At 38.9% G+C, this 14,759-nt stretch carries 13 protein-coding genes; 8 read left to right on the forward strand and 5 right to left on the reverse strand.

Annotated elements, in window-relative coordinates; genetic code table 11:
* The first annotated feature begins 43 nt into the window (after nt 1–43).
* The 7 genes from gltS to I7X29_RS00870 all read left to right on the forward strand — a co-directional run bounded on the left by gltS (nt 44) and on the right by I7X29_RS00870 (nt 8,274).
* Nucleotides 44–1,270, forward strand: a complete 1,227-nt coding sequence (gene gltS / locus I7X29_RS00840) for a sodium/glutamate symporter (protein WP_198472478.1) — start codon at nt 44–46, stop codon at nt 1,268–1,270.
* A 6-nt stretch (nt 1,271–1,276) separates the two neighbouring features.
* Nucleotides 1,277–1,594 carry an Imm45 family immunity protein gene (imm45, locus tag I7X29_RS00845; RefSeq protein ID WP_198472479.1) on the forward strand — a complete coding sequence of 106 codons (318 nt, stop codon included), beginning with the start codon at nt 1,277–1,279 and terminating at the stop codon, nt 1,592–1,594.
* Between the two features lie 187 nt (nt 1,595–1,781).
* Nucleotides 1,782–2,201 carry an SMI1/KNR4 family protein gene (locus I7X29_RS00850; RefSeq protein ID WP_198472480.1) on the forward strand — a complete coding sequence of 140 codons (420 nt, stop codon included), beginning with the start codon at nt 1,782–1,784 and terminating at the stop codon, nt 2,199–2,201.
* A 116-nt stretch (nt 2,202–2,317) separates the two neighbouring features.
* Nucleotides 2,318–5,077 carry a sodium-translocating pyrophosphatase gene (locus tag I7X29_RS00855; protein ID WP_198472481.1) on the forward strand — a complete coding sequence of 920 codons (2,760 nt, stop codon included), beginning with the start codon at nt 2,318–2,320 and terminating at the stop codon, nt 5,075–5,077.
* Between the two features lie 85 nt (nt 5,078–5,162).
* Nucleotides 5,163–7,205: a M3 family metallopeptidase gene (locus I7X29_RS00860; RefSeq protein WP_198472482.1), complete on the forward strand. Its 2,043-nt coding sequence runs from the start codon at nt 5,163–5,165 to the stop codon at nt 7,203–7,205.
* A gap of 15 nt (nt 7,206–7,220) precedes the next feature.
* Nucleotides 7,221–7,646 (forward strand): PaaI family thioesterase, encoded by a 426-nt coding sequence (locus I7X29_RS00865; RefSeq protein ID WP_198466484.1) that lies wholly within the window; start codon nt 7,221–7,223, stop codon nt 7,644–7,646.
* A 4-nt stretch (nt 7,647–7,650) separates the two neighbouring features.
* A complete protein-coding gene (locus I7X29_RS00870; protein WP_198472483.1) occupies nt 7,651–8,274 on the forward strand; it encodes an L-threonylcarbamoyladenylate synthase in 624 nt (207 codons plus the stop codon).
* 58 nt (nt 8,275–8,332) lie between these two features.
* Here I7X29_RS00870 and I7X29_RS00875 read toward each other — a convergent pair whose 3' ends face one another.
* The 5 genes from I7X29_RS00875 to purH all read right to left on the reverse strand — a co-directional run bounded on the left by I7X29_RS00875 (nt 8,333) and on the right by purH (nt 13,245).
* Nucleotides 8,333–9,361, reverse strand: a complete 1,029-nt coding sequence (locus I7X29_RS00875) for a hypothetical protein (RefSeq protein WP_198472484.1) — start codon at nt 9,359–9,361, stop codon at nt 8,333–8,335.
* 72 nt (nt 9,362–9,433) lie between these two features.
* Nucleotides 9,434–9,712, reverse strand: a complete 279-nt coding sequence (locus tag I7X29_RS00880) for a hypothetical protein (RefSeq protein WP_198472485.1) — start codon at nt 9,710–9,712, stop codon at nt 9,434–9,436.
* Between the two features lie 21 nt (nt 9,713–9,733).
* Nucleotides 9,734–10,951 (reverse strand): MFS transporter, encoded by a 1,218-nt coding sequence (locus I7X29_RS00885; protein ID WP_198472486.1) that lies wholly within the window; start codon nt 10,949–10,951, stop codon nt 9,734–9,736.
* Nucleotide 10,952: 1 nt separating this feature from the next.
* A complete protein-coding gene (locus I7X29_RS00890) occupies nt 10,953–11,690 on the reverse strand; it encodes an MlaE family ABC transporter permease (RefSeq protein ID WP_198472487.1) in 738 nt (245 codons plus the stop codon).
* A gap of 22 nt (nt 11,691–11,712) precedes the next feature.
* Nucleotides 11,713–13,245, reverse strand: coding sequence for a bifunctional phosphoribosylaminoimidazolecarboxamide formyltransferase/IMP cyclohydrolase (purH, locus tag I7X29_RS00895; RefSeq protein ID WP_198472488.1), 1,533 nt, complete (start codon nt 13,243–13,245; stop codon nt 11,713–11,715).
* Between the two features lie 224 nt (nt 13,246–13,469).
* On the opposite strand from purH, the gene I7X29_RS00900 reads away from it, so the two are divergent.
* Nucleotides 13,470–14,717, forward strand: a complete 1,248-nt coding sequence (locus I7X29_RS00900) for an ABC transporter permease (RefSeq protein ID WP_002681509.1) — start codon at nt 13,470–13,472, stop codon at nt 14,715–14,717.
* Nucleotides 14,718–14,759: the final 42 nt, after the last annotated feature.

Here is a 14,759-nt window from a genome sequence, read left to right on the forward strand (position 1 = left end):
AGTCCTTTTCACAGAATAAAAAACTTTTTTAAAACCCAACATAATGAAATCCATTATCATCGACCCTTATTATACCCTAATTATTGCTACTCTTGTATTGCTGGTAGGACGCTTATTAGTAACAAAAATAAAAATCTTGCGTGATTTCAATATCCCTGAACCCGTAGCAGGCGGACTCTTGGCTGCTGTTATCATCTATCTGTTGTATATCAAATACGAGATTTCATTAGACTTCAATACAAACCTACAAGACGCTTTTATGCTCTTTTTCTTCTCTTCTATTGGGCTCAGCGCCGATTTCTCCCGACTAAAAGCTGGTGGTAAAGGACTTATCATTTTCTTAGGAGTAGTAGCGCTGTTTATTGTAGTACAGAATACAGTAGGAGTTACATTAGCTACAAGTTTAGGACAAAATCCTATTATGGGTTTGATTACAGGTTCTATCACACTTACGGGCGGACACGGCACAGCAGGGGCGTGGGGCAAAATATTAGAGACTGACTATGGTATTAAAGGGGCAACGAGCCTCGGTATGGCTTCGGCTACTTTTGGGTTGATACTCGGCGGACTTATAGGAGGTCCTGTAGCACGAAAATTAGTGAACAAATTAGGAAAAAAACCTGTAGAAAAACAAAATGACAATACTGTTGACGCTGTAGTAGAAGTATTTGAAAATGCGGGTAAACAGCGTTTGATTACTTCAAAATCGGCAATAGAAACAATGGCGCTGTTTGCCGCTTGTCTGTCGTTTTCGGCTATTATGGTTTCTCCTGCCGTAACGGCTTGGTTGCCTGAAAAATTCACCATTCCACAATTTGTATGGGCTTTATTTTTCGGGGTGTTCTTGCGCAATATACTCACCAACGCCTTCAAAGTGAATATGTTCGACCGTGCTATAGATGTATTTGGCAATGCTTCACTCAGTCTGTTTTTAGGCATCGCTCTAATCAACTTAAAACTTTGGGAACTATTTCATATAGCTGTACCAATGTTCATTATCTTAGTCGTACAAACTTTTGTGATGTGCACGTATGCCTATTTTGTTACTTTCCGCTTGATGGGAGCTAATTACGATGCAGCGGTACTCTGTGCAGGACATTGTGGTTTTGGTTTAGGAGCTACCCCTACGGCAGTAGCTAATATGCAGTCGGTTACCGAGCGTTTTGGACCTTCACACAAAGCCTTTTTAATTGTGCCAATGGTAGGAGCGTTCTTTATAGATTTTATCAACGCCTTTATCTTGACTACTTTTATAGGTTTCTTACAATAGTTATTAATGGAAAAATTGATAGATTATACAGAAACATCTATTCCAAGAGGAACGATATTTAAATGTAAAGGAGTATATCCTTATGAAGAAGTTGTGTACTTTCTATTGTGTGAATTAGGTGATAGTTACGGTTTAATGGTAATTTCGGGTTATAAAGCAGGATTAGTTTATGTGCGTTTCCCTAAAGAATCTATACCTGAAGGTTACAAATTCGGACTAAGAGCAGATTGGCTAAAGGAAAATTGGCAAAAATGGGGCTATATAGATTGCCAACTAAAAGATGTTTATATCTGTGAGAATACCGAAATGTTTTCTTTTAAATAAGTTTTGAACTCTCTATTAAAGATAATATTCAAAAAGAAATATTGATAGGAGAGAAAATAGATAATGATTTGACTCACAAAATTTGGAATTGGTTAGATTAAAAAAATGGAAAATTTACTTTTTTTTAGAAGCATTAAAAGCATTACAATGGAACATTTCCGCAGATAAATTACCTGATAATTTTCGCGTGGAAGATATAGCTAATGGAAGAATGCAATATACCCCCAAAGAATTTCAAGAATTTATAAACTTGTTCAGTGTGTGTGCTAATCAAGAAGATACAGTATGGTTTCTATCAGCTAAAGATTACCAAAATACTGATGAATCTGCTTTTGCTTGGAATGAGTTTGAAAAACAGAGCTTAGAATATGCAGAAAATGACAACGAAAGAAATAAGGTAAGTGAGTTTTGGAAAGCTCATTTACCTTTCCTTATATCAGTTAAAAATGGGTATGAATATCTGGCTATAGGGATTGCTAAACATAATTTTGGTAATATTTATCGCGGGTATGAACCTATGTATGAAGAAACGGAACTTATAGCTTCTTCTTTTTCTGAATTTAAACAACAGTATATCGATGATTGTGCATCACATTCTAACTCCTAACTCCTAACTTCTATCTTTTAATCCTAAAAAAATTAATGTTTTTTTAACTATTATTTTTTCGTTACAATTATCTTTCGTACTTTTACGCCCTAAATTTAACTAATTATAATATTTGTATGGATAAAATGATGTTATATTTACCGTTAGTCCTTGCTATTCTTGGACTTATCTTTATGATTGCGAAAGCTTCGTGGGTGAACAAACAAACCACAGGCAACGATCGAATGCAAAGTATTTCCAAAAGTATCAAAGAAGGGGCAATGGCGTTTCTCAATGCTGAGTACCGCATTTTAGGTATTTTTGTGATTATTGCTTCTATTGCTCTGTTTATTGTTTCTCGTATGGTAGAAACTTCTCACTGGCTTATTGTAGTAGCTTTTGTGTGTGGAGCTTTCTTCTCTGCCTTAGCGGGAAATATCGGGATGCGTATTGCTACCAATGCTAACGTACGCACTACCGAAGCAGCTCGCACTAGCTTGCCAAAAGCTTTGAGAGTATCCTTTGGAGGTGGTACTGTAATGGGATTAGGAGTGGCAGGTTTGGCTGTATTGGGCTTGAGCTTGTTCTTTATCCTCTTTGTAAACACTTTTGTAGGAGGAGGCAAACCTTTCTATGACGAAATGACTCTTGTACTCGAAGCCTTAGCAGGTTTCTCACTCGGTGCTGAGTCTATCGCACTCTTTGCTCGTGTGGGTGGTGGTATTTATACCAAAGCTGCCGACGTAGGGGCTGACCTCGTAGGAAAAGTAGAAGCTGGTATCCCAGAAGATGACCCTCGTAACCCTGCTACTATTGCCGACAACGTAGGTGATAACGTAGGTGACGTAGCTGGTATGGGAGCTGACTTGTTCGGTTCGTATGTGGCTACTGTACTCGCTTCAATGGTATTGGGTAACTACGTGATTAAAGATATGGCAACTGCCAATGGTGGTGCTTTCACCGATGCCTTTGGTGGTTTAGGCCCTATCTTATTGCCGTTAGTAATTGCTGGTGTAGGTATCATTGCTTCAATTATTGGTACTTTCTGTGTAGGTATCAAAAACAACGATGCTAAAGAAAAACAAGTACAAAGTTCACTAAATACAGGTAACTATGTAGCTTTAGCACTTACTTTAGTAGCTTGCTATTTTCTTATCAAATATATGTTACCCGAAACTATCCAAATGAGTTTCTTTGGCGAAGGAGTAAAAGAGATTGCAAGTATCAATGTATTCTATGCAACTATCGTAGGTTTGGCAGTAGGCTTACTCATTTCTGCTATTACTGAACACTTTACCGCTTTGGGTAAAAAACCAGTATTGAATATCGTACGCAATTCATCTACTGGAGCTGCTACTAACATTATTGCAGGTTTGGCTACAGGTATGAAATCTACCTTTGGTTCTGTATTGCTTTTTGCTGTAGCTATTTGGGGTTCTTACTCTTTAGCTGGTTTCTATGGTGTAGCGATTGCCGCATCAGCAATGATGGCAACTACAGCTATGCAATTGGCTATTGATGCTTTTGGTCCTATTGCTGATAATGCTGGGGGTGTAGCCGAAATGAGTGAATTGCCAAAAGAAGTGCGTCAACGTACTGATATTTTAGACTCAGTAGGTAATACTACTGCAGCTGTAGGTAAAGGATTTGCTATTGCTTCAGCAGCTCTTACCGCCTTAGCCTTGTTCGCTGCTTATGTGACCTTTACAGGCATTTCTGGTATCAATATTTTCAAAGCAAACGTATTAGCTGCCTTGTTTATCGGAGGTATGATTCCAGTAATTTTCTCAGCCTTGGCAATGCAATCAGTAGGGAAAGCTGCTATGGATATGGTGAACGAAGTACGTCGCCAATTCCGTGAAATCCCTGGTATTATGGAAGGTAAAGGTACTCCAGAGTATGGTAGATGTGTAGATATTTCTACCAAAGCTGCTTTGCGCGAAATGATGTTACCTGGTGCTATTACAATCATCACTCCTATTATCATCGGTTTTGTGATGGGTGCTGAAGCTCTTGGCGCTTATATGGCTGGTGTAGCTGTATCAGGAGTTGTATGGGCTATCTTCCAAAACAACGCTGGTGGTGCTTGGGACAATGCTAAGAAATCATTTGAAGCAGGTGTTGAAATCAACGGACAAATGACTTACAAAGGTTCTGATGCTCACAAAGCTGCCGTTACTGGTGATACTGTAGGTGACCCATTCAAAGATACTTCAGGACCTTCAATGAATATCCTTATCAAACTCACTTGCTTGGTAGGTTTGGTAATTGCTCCTATCTTGGGTGGACATACCGCTGATGCTTCAGGTACTCCTATAGAAGCTCAAATTCGTCAAGGTGAAGGTGAGGGAGTGATGCCTGTGGAAGAAGTAGTAGTTATTGAAGAAGGTAAGCTTAACGCCGATGGTGACTTCGAGTACAATGTAGGTGATTTATTCCAATTGAGCCTTTTTGACAATACAATGTTAGAAGTAGGAAAGAACTCATCTGAAGCACACCTCGTGAAATTGATAGAAGATAAAAACCTTACTACTCCAGAACAGTTCAAAGATAACTGGATTACTTTGGATAGAACTTACTTCAAAACAGGTAGCGATGAACTTACTGAAGGTTCTGAACAACAATTAAAGAACATTGTAGCTATTTTGAAAGCTTATCCTAAAGCTGCTATTCGTTTAGGAGGTTATACTGATAATACGGGTAGTGTTGAAGGTAACAAAAAACTTTCAGAAAGACGTGCTAATTCAGTGCTAAACAAATTGGTAGCATTGGGTGCTAACAAAGCTCAATTGAGCGCTCAAGGTTATGGTGCAGAACACCCTCTTTGTCCTGCTAACGATACTCCTGAGTGCAAAGCTAAAAACAGACGTATCGACATACGTTTGACTGCTAAATAACAGTATTTTAGTTACTATATAACCTCAAAAGGGGTGTTTGAGGAACTTCTTCCTCGAACACCCTTTTTATAATCACCTAAAAACTATGAAATTACCTTTATTTTCAGCAGCTATATTGCTCACTGCTTTGGTAGCCTGCAACGACTCAAAGACTTCAAAAATGACAGAGAATACAGATAACAATCCGCTATTGGTAGAAAGCACTTTACCTTATAGTGCTCCCGACTTCTCAAAAATTAAAGATGAGCATTACCGTCCCGCCTTGCTCAAAGGAATGGCTTTGCAAAACGAACGTATTGCAGCTATTGCTAATAGCAACGAAGCGCCTACTTTTGAGAATACAATTATCGCTTTAGAAAAAAGTGGAGTAGAATTGGAACGTGCTTCAGCGGTATTCAATGCTTTAACTGAGGCAAATACTAATGATACCTTAAAAGTATTGCAAAAAGAATTATCACCTAAGTTTGCCGAGCACGCCGATTGCATTCACCTGAACGAAAAACTCTTTGCGCGTATCAAAGCCTTATACGATAAACGTGATAGCTTGAAATTAGATGCTGAATCGCTTAAATTGTTAGAAAATTACTACGAAGATTTTGTAGTAGCAGGTGCTAACCTATCGGCTACTGATAAAGAAACTCTTAAAAAGTACAATAGTGAGTTAGCTTCTTTAGAAACTGATTTTAACCAAACGCTTTTAGAAGGATCGTTGGCAGCCGCTCAAACTATCAATGGTCAGAAAGTAGCGATTGTGAATACTACTCAGCAACCGCTCCTTAGTGAATTAGCCGACCGCAACGCTCGTAAACAATTGTTTGAAGCAAGCTGGAATCGCACCGATGGGGGAGCTCATAGTACCAATGATATTTTAAAACGCATTGCTTTACTACGCGCTAAAAAAGCTGAACTCTTAGGCTTTAAAAACTATGCCGAATGGAGCTTGCAACGCACTATGGCTAAAACACCTGCTGCTATTGCTCAATTCTTTAAAGATTTAGTGCCCGCTTCAGTAGGTAAAGCCAAAGCAGAAGCTAAAGAAATACAAGCGCAAATCGCCAAAACGGGAGGTAATTTTACTTTAGAGCCTTACGATTGGAACTTCTATGCCGAACAAGTTCGCAAAGCTAAATACGACCTCGATGAGAACGAAATCAAACCTTATTTCGAATTGAAAAATGCTCTTGAAAATGGTGTATTCTATGCAGCTACCAAACTTTATGGCATTACCTTCAAAGAACGCAAAGATATACCCGTATATCACCCCGATGTATTAGTGTATGAGCTTTTTGAAGAAGACGGTACGCCATTAGGACTTTTCTATGGCGATTTCTTTGCTCGTGAAAGCAAACGCGGTGGTGCGTGGATGAGCAACTTTGTAAACCAATCGAAGTTATTAGGCACTAAACCTGTTATCTACAATGTGTGCAATTATGTGAAACCTGCCGAAGGTAAACCTGCTTTACTTACTTACGATGAACTCACTACGCTCTTCCACGAGTTTGGTCACGCATTGCACGGTTTCTTTGCTAACCAACAGTATGCAAGTTTATCAGGAACAGCAGTAGCACGCGATTTTGTGGAGTTTCCTTCGCAATTCAATGAGCATTGGGCTTTGTATCCTGAGGTACTTAAAAACTATGCAGTACATTACGAGACCAAACAACCTATTCCACAAGCACTTATTGATAAGATAAAAAAAGCGAGTACCTTCAATGAGGGGTATGCTTTTACCGAAGTTTTGGCTGCTGCCAATTTAGACTTGCAATGGCATACTATCCCTTCGGATACTATCATCAATAATGTAAGTGATTTTGAGAAAAAAGCCCTTGAAAGAACAGGTTTATGGGTGAAAGAAGTACCTCCAAGATACCGTTCGTCTTACTTTGCACATATTTTTGGCGGAGGTTATGGAGCTGGTTATTACTCTTATCAATGGACAGAGATGCTTTGCCACGATGCCTACCAATGGTTTGAAGAAAATGGAGGGCTTACTCGCGCTAATGGGCAACGTTTCAGAGATTTGATACTCTCCAAAGGCAATACAATGGATTACGAAAAAATGTATTTAGCCTTCAGAGGGAAAGCTCCTGCTATTGAGCCACTACTCAAAGCACGTGGGTTGAAATAACAAAAAGGATATGCTATGTTCAACAAAGAAACTTTATTACAGAAGTGGCAGGCGCTACCTCCAAACAACTTGATGCGCGATTGGCAAATGGAAATTTCCGAAGTAACCGAAGATAGTGTTACTATAACGATGCCTGTTACCGAGAAAGTTACTCAGGTAGATGGGGTGTTACACGGAGGGGCTACTTTAGCTTTAGCTGAAACAGCAGGTAGCATAGGGGCGTATTTACTTTACCGCAATGATGATGAACAGATTCGAGGTATTGAACTCAGTGCTAATCACTTGAGAGCGGGTAGAGTAGGGGATACCCTTTACGCCAAAGCTGTATGTGTGAATGCAGGACGTACGCTCCAACTTTGGGAAATAAAAGTAACAAATCAGGAGGAAAAACTCATTTCTTATTGCAAATTCACCACGATTAGAATTAACCCTAACACTTAGAACAATGGCTGATTTTATTAAATTATACAACGAAAATCCCAACGAAAAGGAGATTGCTAAGGTAGTGGAAGTGCTTCGCCACGGCGGACTCATTATCTATCCTACTGATACCGTTTACGGTTTGGGCTGTGATATTACAAATACCAAAGCCCTTGAGAAAATTGCTCGCATCAAAGGGGTAAAACTCGAAAAAGCAAACTTTTCATTTGTGTGCTGCGATTTAAAAAATCTATCTGACTATGTGAAACAGATAGATACGAGCACTTTCAAACTGTTGAAGCGCGCTTTACCAGGTCCTTATACCTTTATAATGCAAGGAAATAACAATCTTCCTAAGGATTTTAAAAAGAAGAAAACCGTAGGGATACGTGTCCCCGATAACACTATTGCGCGTACTATTGTAGAAAAGTTAGGTAACCCTATAGTCTCTACCTCTATCTACGACGACGACGATGTGATTGAGTACACCACCGATCCAGAGCTTATCTTCGAGAAATGGCAAAACCGCGTGGATATCGTTATTGATGGTGGTTATGGCGACAATGTAGCCTCCACCGTCATCGACCTCTCAGGTGACACTCCTGTTGTGCTGCGGGAAGGCAAAGGAGATGTTGATATCATTTACTAAACAAAAAATCCAGTATAGTAACTCACTATACTGGATTTTTTGTTGTTAAAGCTCTTGTTTACATGTCATCAGGTATTTCTAAGTAATCTATCTCTAAAGGTATTACTTCTATAATATTCAAATTAAGTGTTTCACTTCTTCCATCAGCAAAAGTAACAATAGCAGTTTTATCTTTGAAGAGTTCTTTCTGATAATATTGGTGCAATTTTTCTAAATATTTCTCGGGTATGATGGTTTTATCTGAAACTGTAAATGTGTCTTTCTTAAGAGAAATATGAAGTGATATGGGGTTATCTTTAAATTCCCAACCTGTAAAATATTCTAAAAGCTCATCTTCAAAAAAAGCAGTTTTTAATGACGAATTGTCAATAAGCACTGAAGGAGACAAAAAAGAAGCCTTGTAGTGGTAATGTTTTCTATTATTAGAAGGTGTACCGCAATTCAAGGGTGTAATTTTCTTTTTAAATTCTATCTTTCTCCAAAATTTCCAAGTACCTATATCCTCTATTATGGCTTTTATTCTTCCTTTACCTTTTACACGTTTTATTTTTTGAGCACCTGTGAGATGGTTTATATACAAAATTTTATCTAATACTAAGTAATTACTTTCTTTCTGAGGATAATAGAACCATCGTATACTCTTTTCAAGGCTCCCTTCAGTAGTATAAAAATACTGTAAAAAAGGGATATATCCCTTTTGAAGAGGGTCAAGCCCTTTGCAATAGAACTTTTCAGAAAAAAGAAGGTCTTTTTTAAATACGTATTCTCGTATCGAATCCACCTCTCCAAAAGATTCTCTTTTATAAAGTGAATCAGGGTAACGATAGTAAAAAAGCCTATAAAGCTCTTTTCTATCTTGGTTTCTCACAACAGAATCGTATTTATGAATGACCTCATTCTTCAATTCTTTATGAACAGAAATATTATTTTTGTAGTAAGAATGTATTACTTGATAATTACCTTGTGTAAAAACAGTTTCTTCTTTGAGTCCACTCTTTCTACTGATGTAACTACTCTTTTCTTTACCATTCTTATCCAAAAACTCTTCTTTATAAAACAAATCGCTAAAAGTTTTCTTTTCAATCACTGAATCTTTGTCTACAGTAAGTGTATAAGAAGCAATCTTTCCATAAGAGTTATAAGTAGCCTCATACCCTTTTTATATCTGCAAAAAATAGGCTGAGAGCAGTTTACCATTATCATCATACGAACATTCTCTTTCAGGAGTAGTAATTTTTAAATAGCCTTCGGGAGTAGATAAAAGTTGGTAAGTATATAATAATTGTCCTTGATGATAAAGCGCAATATTTTTTATGGAAAGCCTTTTATAAGTAGGTATGCTTCCCGAAAGTATATCGCGCCATTGAGCAACAGTAAGCGCTTCTTGTGCGTTTATAGAAAACACCCAAAAGTAAAGAATCAATAGACTATATTTCATCACTGTCTAAATTTCTAATTACTAACTCCTAACTTTTTTTGATAAATTAGGTAAGAAATAAGCAATAAGTCCCATTAGGGGGAGGAATGAACAGAGTTTATAAACAAAATCGATATCGGTTATGTCTATCAATTTGCCTAATACAGCTGAGGCTAAGCCGCCCATACCAAAGGCAAAACCGTAGAAAAATCCTGAAATCATCCCTATTTTCTGGGGTAATAATTCTTGTGAATAGACTAAGATAGAAGCAAAAGCTGATGAGATGATGAAGCCTATCAGTACGATGAGTATTGCCGTAGTGGTAGCATCGGCGTAAGGCAACCAAAGCGCAAAGGGGGCAGCCCCTAAGATTGAAAACCAAATGATAAATTTTCTTCCTACTTTATCACCCAAAAATCCTCCAATAAGTGAACCTGCTGCTACTGCTCCTAAAAAGTAAAATAGGTATACCTGTGCCTCAGCATTGCTAAATCCGAACTTTTTAATGGTGTAAAACTGAAAGTAATTGTTGATAGCTGCTGTATAGAAGTTTTTGGAGAATACCAGCAACATCAATATAATCATAGAGTTGCGTATTTGCGCACGGGTGAGATTGGGCAAAACTACTGGTTTTTTAACCTTCTTTTTGAGTAGTTTAAGCAAGATGCTGCGCCATTTGCCTATGAGAAGCAAAATGAACATCGCAAAAATAGAAAAGCTCGCAAACCATATCAAATTACCTTGATGACTCTCTTCTACAACTTTCCCATCGATTACTTTTTTACTCAATAACAACAATATCACCAACAGAGGGGCTAAGGCTGTGCCAAAATTCCCACCTAATTGAAAGATAGCTTGAGCAAATGAGCGTCTACCACCTGAGGCTAAAAAGGCTACTCGAGATGCTTCGGGGTGAAATACCGATGAACCTACCCCTATAAACACTACCGAGCACAGTATAGCTGCATAACTACTCGCCAACGATAAACTCACAATTCCTATAGTGGTAAACGCCATTCCTAATACTTGTGAGTAAGGTTTGGGGTGTTTATCGGTGTAGTTGCCTACTAAGGGTTGTAATATAGAGGCTGAAAGTTGGTAACAGAGTGTAATTACCCCTACTTGCGTCATAGTGAGAGCGTATTTGCTTTGTAGGGTGGGGTAAATAGACGGAATGACCCCTTGTATGAGGTCATTGAGTCCGTGTGCTAAAGCTATCAGTAGTAAAATGCGATATTGTGGTTTGTTTTCTTGATACATTTTAAGCGTAGAACAATTGCGTAAGCACTGAGTTAGCAAGGATAATCACTATACTCGTCCATACAAATGAAACCGTACTGGCTTTTCCAACATCTAAAGCGCCTCCTTTCATATAATAACCGTGATAGGACGGAATGGTAGCCAAGAAAAATGCAAAAACAACCGTTTTAGTGAAGGCGTACACCATACTGTAAGGTTTGAAGTCGTACTGCACTCCTTGTACAAATTCGGCAGAGGTGGTATAGCCACTCATTACCGCAGAAGCCCAACCTCCTAATACCCCTAAGTACATACCTAAGGCGATGAGGAACGGCATTAACATTAGGGCTACTATTTTGGGGAATATCAAATAATTCACTGAGTTTACCCCCATAATATCAAGGGCATCAATCTGTTCGGTTACGCGCATTGTACCTATGCTGGAAGTGATAAACGAACCAATTTTCCCTGCTAAAATTACTGCTGTAAAGGTAGGTGCAAACTCCAATACAATAGATTGTCGAGTAGCGAAACCTATAAGGTATTTGGGGATAAAAGGGTTGTCGATATTCAAAGCGGTTTGTACAGCTACTACCCCTCCTACGAAGAAAGAGATAAAAGCTACGATACCTATAGACCCAAAGATGAGGTCATCTATCTCACGCAATATGAGGTCTTTAGTAATCGACCAGCGGGTGCGTTTGCGAAAGATATCATAAAGCATTATAAAATAGCCTCCTACGGCTGCAATGTGTTTCATACGTTGTTTAAATAGCGTTTAATTAGTGTTTAAAGTGTCGTATTCCTGTGAATACCATTCCCATTTGGTGAGCATCACAATAGTCGATACTGGCTTGATCTTTAATAGAGCCACCAGGTTGTATTACAGAGCGAATACCTTCGTTGTGAGCAATTTCCACACAATCGGGGAAGGGGAAGAAGGCATCGCTTGCCATTACGGCATCGTTGAGATCAAATTTGAATTCTTTAGCCTTTTCGATAGCTTGTTTGAGTGCATCAACGCGGCTGGTTTGTCCTGTACCACTGGCGATGAGCTGTTTGTTTTTAGCTAATACAATGGTATTCGATTTGGTGTTTTTACATATTTTAGAAGCGAAGAAAAGGTCGTCGAGCACTTCAGCTGAAGGTTTAACAGCAGTTACGTATTGTACATCGGCTATGCTATCGGTTTTGAGGTCTTTTTCCTGCACCAAATAGCCATTGAGACACGAACGCACACTTGTTGTAGGCATTTTGGCTTTTTTCTGTACTAAAATAATACGATTTTTCTTCTGTTCGAGTATTTTTAGAGCTTCATCACTATAAGAAGGTGCAATGATTACCTCAAAGAAAAGTGAGTGAATGGTTTCGGCAGTAGCCGAATCAATTTTTGTATTAGAAATGAGGATACCTCCAAAAGCTGAAACGGGGTCGCCGGCGAGCGCATCTTTATAGGCTTCGTGTATCGTTTTGCGAGTTGCTACGCCACAAGCATTGTTGTGTTTTAGTATAGCAAAAGTAGGATCGTCGCCTACAAATTCAGCCATTAGATTCACAGCAGCATCTACATCTAACAAGTTATTATACGAGAGCTCCTTGCCGTGTAATTTATCGAAAAGGGCATCGAAATTACCGTAAAATTCTCCTTTTTGGTGAGGGTTTTCGCCATAGCGCAACACTTGTCCGTGGCACTCGTTGATAGCCAGAGTAGGAATTTCTTCGGTTTGGTTGAAGTAGTTGAAGATAGCAGTATCGTAGTGAGATGATACGCGGAAGGCTTTAGCAGCAAAGTGGCGGCGCTGTTCTAAAGTCGTGCTGCCGTGTTGTTCGTCTAAAATTTGCAAAAGGTCACTGTATTCATCAACTGAGGCTACACAAAGCACATCTTTATAGTTTTTAGCAGCAGCGCGGATGAGCGAAATACCACCTATATCAATTTTTTCAATAATCTCTTGTTCATTAGCACCGCTTGCTACTGTTTTTTCAAAAGGATATAAATCCACAATCACTATGTCAATTTGAGGGATAGCATATTGTTTCATTTCTTCAGTATCCTGCACATTGTCCTGACGGTTGAGGATGCCTCCAAAAATTTTAGGGTGGAGCGTTTTCACACGTCCTCCAAAAATGGAGGGATAATCGGTAATACTTTCCACAGGAATCACTTCTACACCCAATTTTTTGATAAAATCTTCAGTACCCCCAGTAGAGTAGATAGTAATACCTAAAGTTTTCATTCTGTGAATGATAGGTTCTAATACTGTCTTGTCAAAAACAGATATTAAAGCAGATTTTGCTTGTTTTGTAGTGCTCATTTGAAAAAAAAGTTTTATTTTTGGCTACAAAAATACTACTTTTTACTAATACGAAGCAAACAAAAGAGATTAAAATTTGTTAATGAGCTAATTTGTTAATTAGCAGATTAGCAAATTGGCAAATTCTTAAATCAATCCTATATCCTATGAAGAAAGCAGTTTTATACGCTCCTATCCCTCTATTGAAAAACAAGACATTTAGAAATTAATGTAAAAAATACGATATGTTCATTTATCTACAACTATTAAAAGAGAGTTTTAACTTTGCTATCAAGTCACTGCGCGACAACAAGCTCCGCACTTTCCTATCGCTATTAGGTGTAACGGTGGGCATCTTTTCTATTATCTCGGTGTTAGCAGCGGTTGATTCATTGAATAGGAGTATTCAGGAGAGTCTTTCGGGTTTGGATAAGAATATGATCAACCTTTCCAAATATTCTTTTGCGCCTTCTTCTGTGCCTCAGTGGCAACGCCTGAGCTTTCCGCAAGTTACCTATCAGGAATACGAATTTCTCAAACGTGAATTACCTAATACCGAAGCAGTGGTGTACGAGTTATTCGGACTCAATTCGGCGGTGAAGTACGGCGGTAAAACTATTCCCTCAATGTCGGTACAGGCTACCTCAGCGGGGGTGGAACAGATTAGCGACATTCGTATGGGCAAAGGGCGTTTTTACAACGATGCGGAAGCTAATGCAGGAACGGCAGTAACGATATTAGGCTATGAAGCTGCCGAACAACTCTTTGGAGAAGAAGATCCTCTCGATAAAGAAATACGCGTGTTTGGCAGGCGACTCACGGTTATTGGAGTACTGAAAAAATACGGAGAATTAGGGGGAGGTCCTGATAATAATGCCTATGTAACAGCTAATTTCGTCCGCAGTTTTATGAATACAGGTCCACAAGGGATGCCCAGTGGGGTCGTACTCAAACCTAAAAAAGGAGTGGATATGGCAGAATATGAAGCCGTATTGCGCCAGAAATTCCGTACTTATCGCGGACTCAAACCTGAGGATATCGACAATTTTTTCCTCAACAAAATCTCGTCGTTTACTGATATGATAGACGAAACCATTGGAATGATGAATGTAGTAGGTTGGATTATTGGGGGCTTTTCTATCTTGGTAGGGGGCTTTGGGATTGCCAACATTATGTTTGTGAGCGTGAAAGAACGCACCAACCTCATCGGGGTACAAAAGTCGTTAGGCGCTAAAAATCAGTTTATTTTATTTCAGTTTTTGTTTGAAGCAGTACTTTTGGCGATTATCGGCGGACTTTTTGGGTTGCTATTCGTATGGTTGCTCACCTTTGTAATCCCAAGCAGTGAAGAAGGTTTTACTTTTATACTATCGTTTAAAAATGTAGCCATAGGTTTGAGTATCTCGTTTGTAGTAGGCTTGCTTTCGGGCATCATTCCTGCTTCCTCAGCAGCGCGACTCAATCCTGTAGAAGCCATTCGCACAGGGTCATAGTACAATCGTGGCACGATGAGCATTTTGTATTACAAATTTTGA

The sequence above is a fragment of the Capnocytophaga periodontitidis genome (genome assembly GCF_016126015.1).
Classification (GTDB): Bacteria; Bacteroidota; Bacteroidia; order Flavobacteriales; family Flavobacteriaceae; genus Capnocytophaga; species Capnocytophaga periodontitidis.

Excerpts from the sequence above, each read along its gene's own strand:
- gltS (WP_198472478.1), top strand. The coding sequence starts at position 44 with ATGAAATCCATTATCATCGACCCTTATTATACCCTAATTATTGCTACT.
- imm45 (WP_198472479.1), top strand. The coding sequence starts at position 1,277 with ATGGAAAAATTGATAGATTATACAGAAACATCTATTCCAAGAGGAACG.
- I7X29_RS00855 (WP_198472481.1), top strand. The coding sequence starts at position 2,318 with ATGGATAAAATGATGTTATATTTACCGTTAGTCCTTGCTATTCTTGGA.
- I7X29_RS00860 (WP_198472482.1), top strand. The coding sequence starts at position 5,163 with ATGAAATTACCTTTATTTTCAGCAGCTATATTGCTCACTGCTTTGGTA.
- I7X29_RS00865 (WP_198466484.1), top strand. The coding sequence starts at position 7,221 with ATGTTCAACAAAGAAACTTTATTACAGAAGTGGCAGGCGCTACCTCCA.
- I7X29_RS00870 (WP_198472483.1), top strand. The coding sequence starts at position 7,651 with ATGGCTGATTTTATTAAATTATACAACGAAAATCCCAACGAAAAGGAG.
- I7X29_RS00880 (WP_198472485.1), bottom strand. The coding sequence starts at position 9,712 with ATGAAATATAGTCTATTGATTCTTTACTTTTGGGTGTTTTCTATAAAC.
- I7X29_RS00885 (WP_198472486.1), bottom strand. The coding sequence starts at position 10,951 with ATGTATCAAGAAAACAAACCACAATATCGCATTTTACTACTGATAGCT.
- I7X29_RS00890 (WP_198472487.1), bottom strand. The coding sequence starts at position 11,690 with ATGAAACACATTGCAGCCGTAGGAGGCTATTTTATAATGCTTTATGAT.
- purH (WP_198472488.1), bottom strand. The coding sequence starts at position 13,245 with ATGAGCACTACAAAACAAGCAAAATCTGCTTTAATATCTGTTTTTGAC.
- I7X29_RS00900 (WP_002681509.1), top strand. The coding sequence starts at position 13,470 with ATGTTCATTTATCTACAACTATTAAAAGAGAGTTTTAACTTTGCTATC.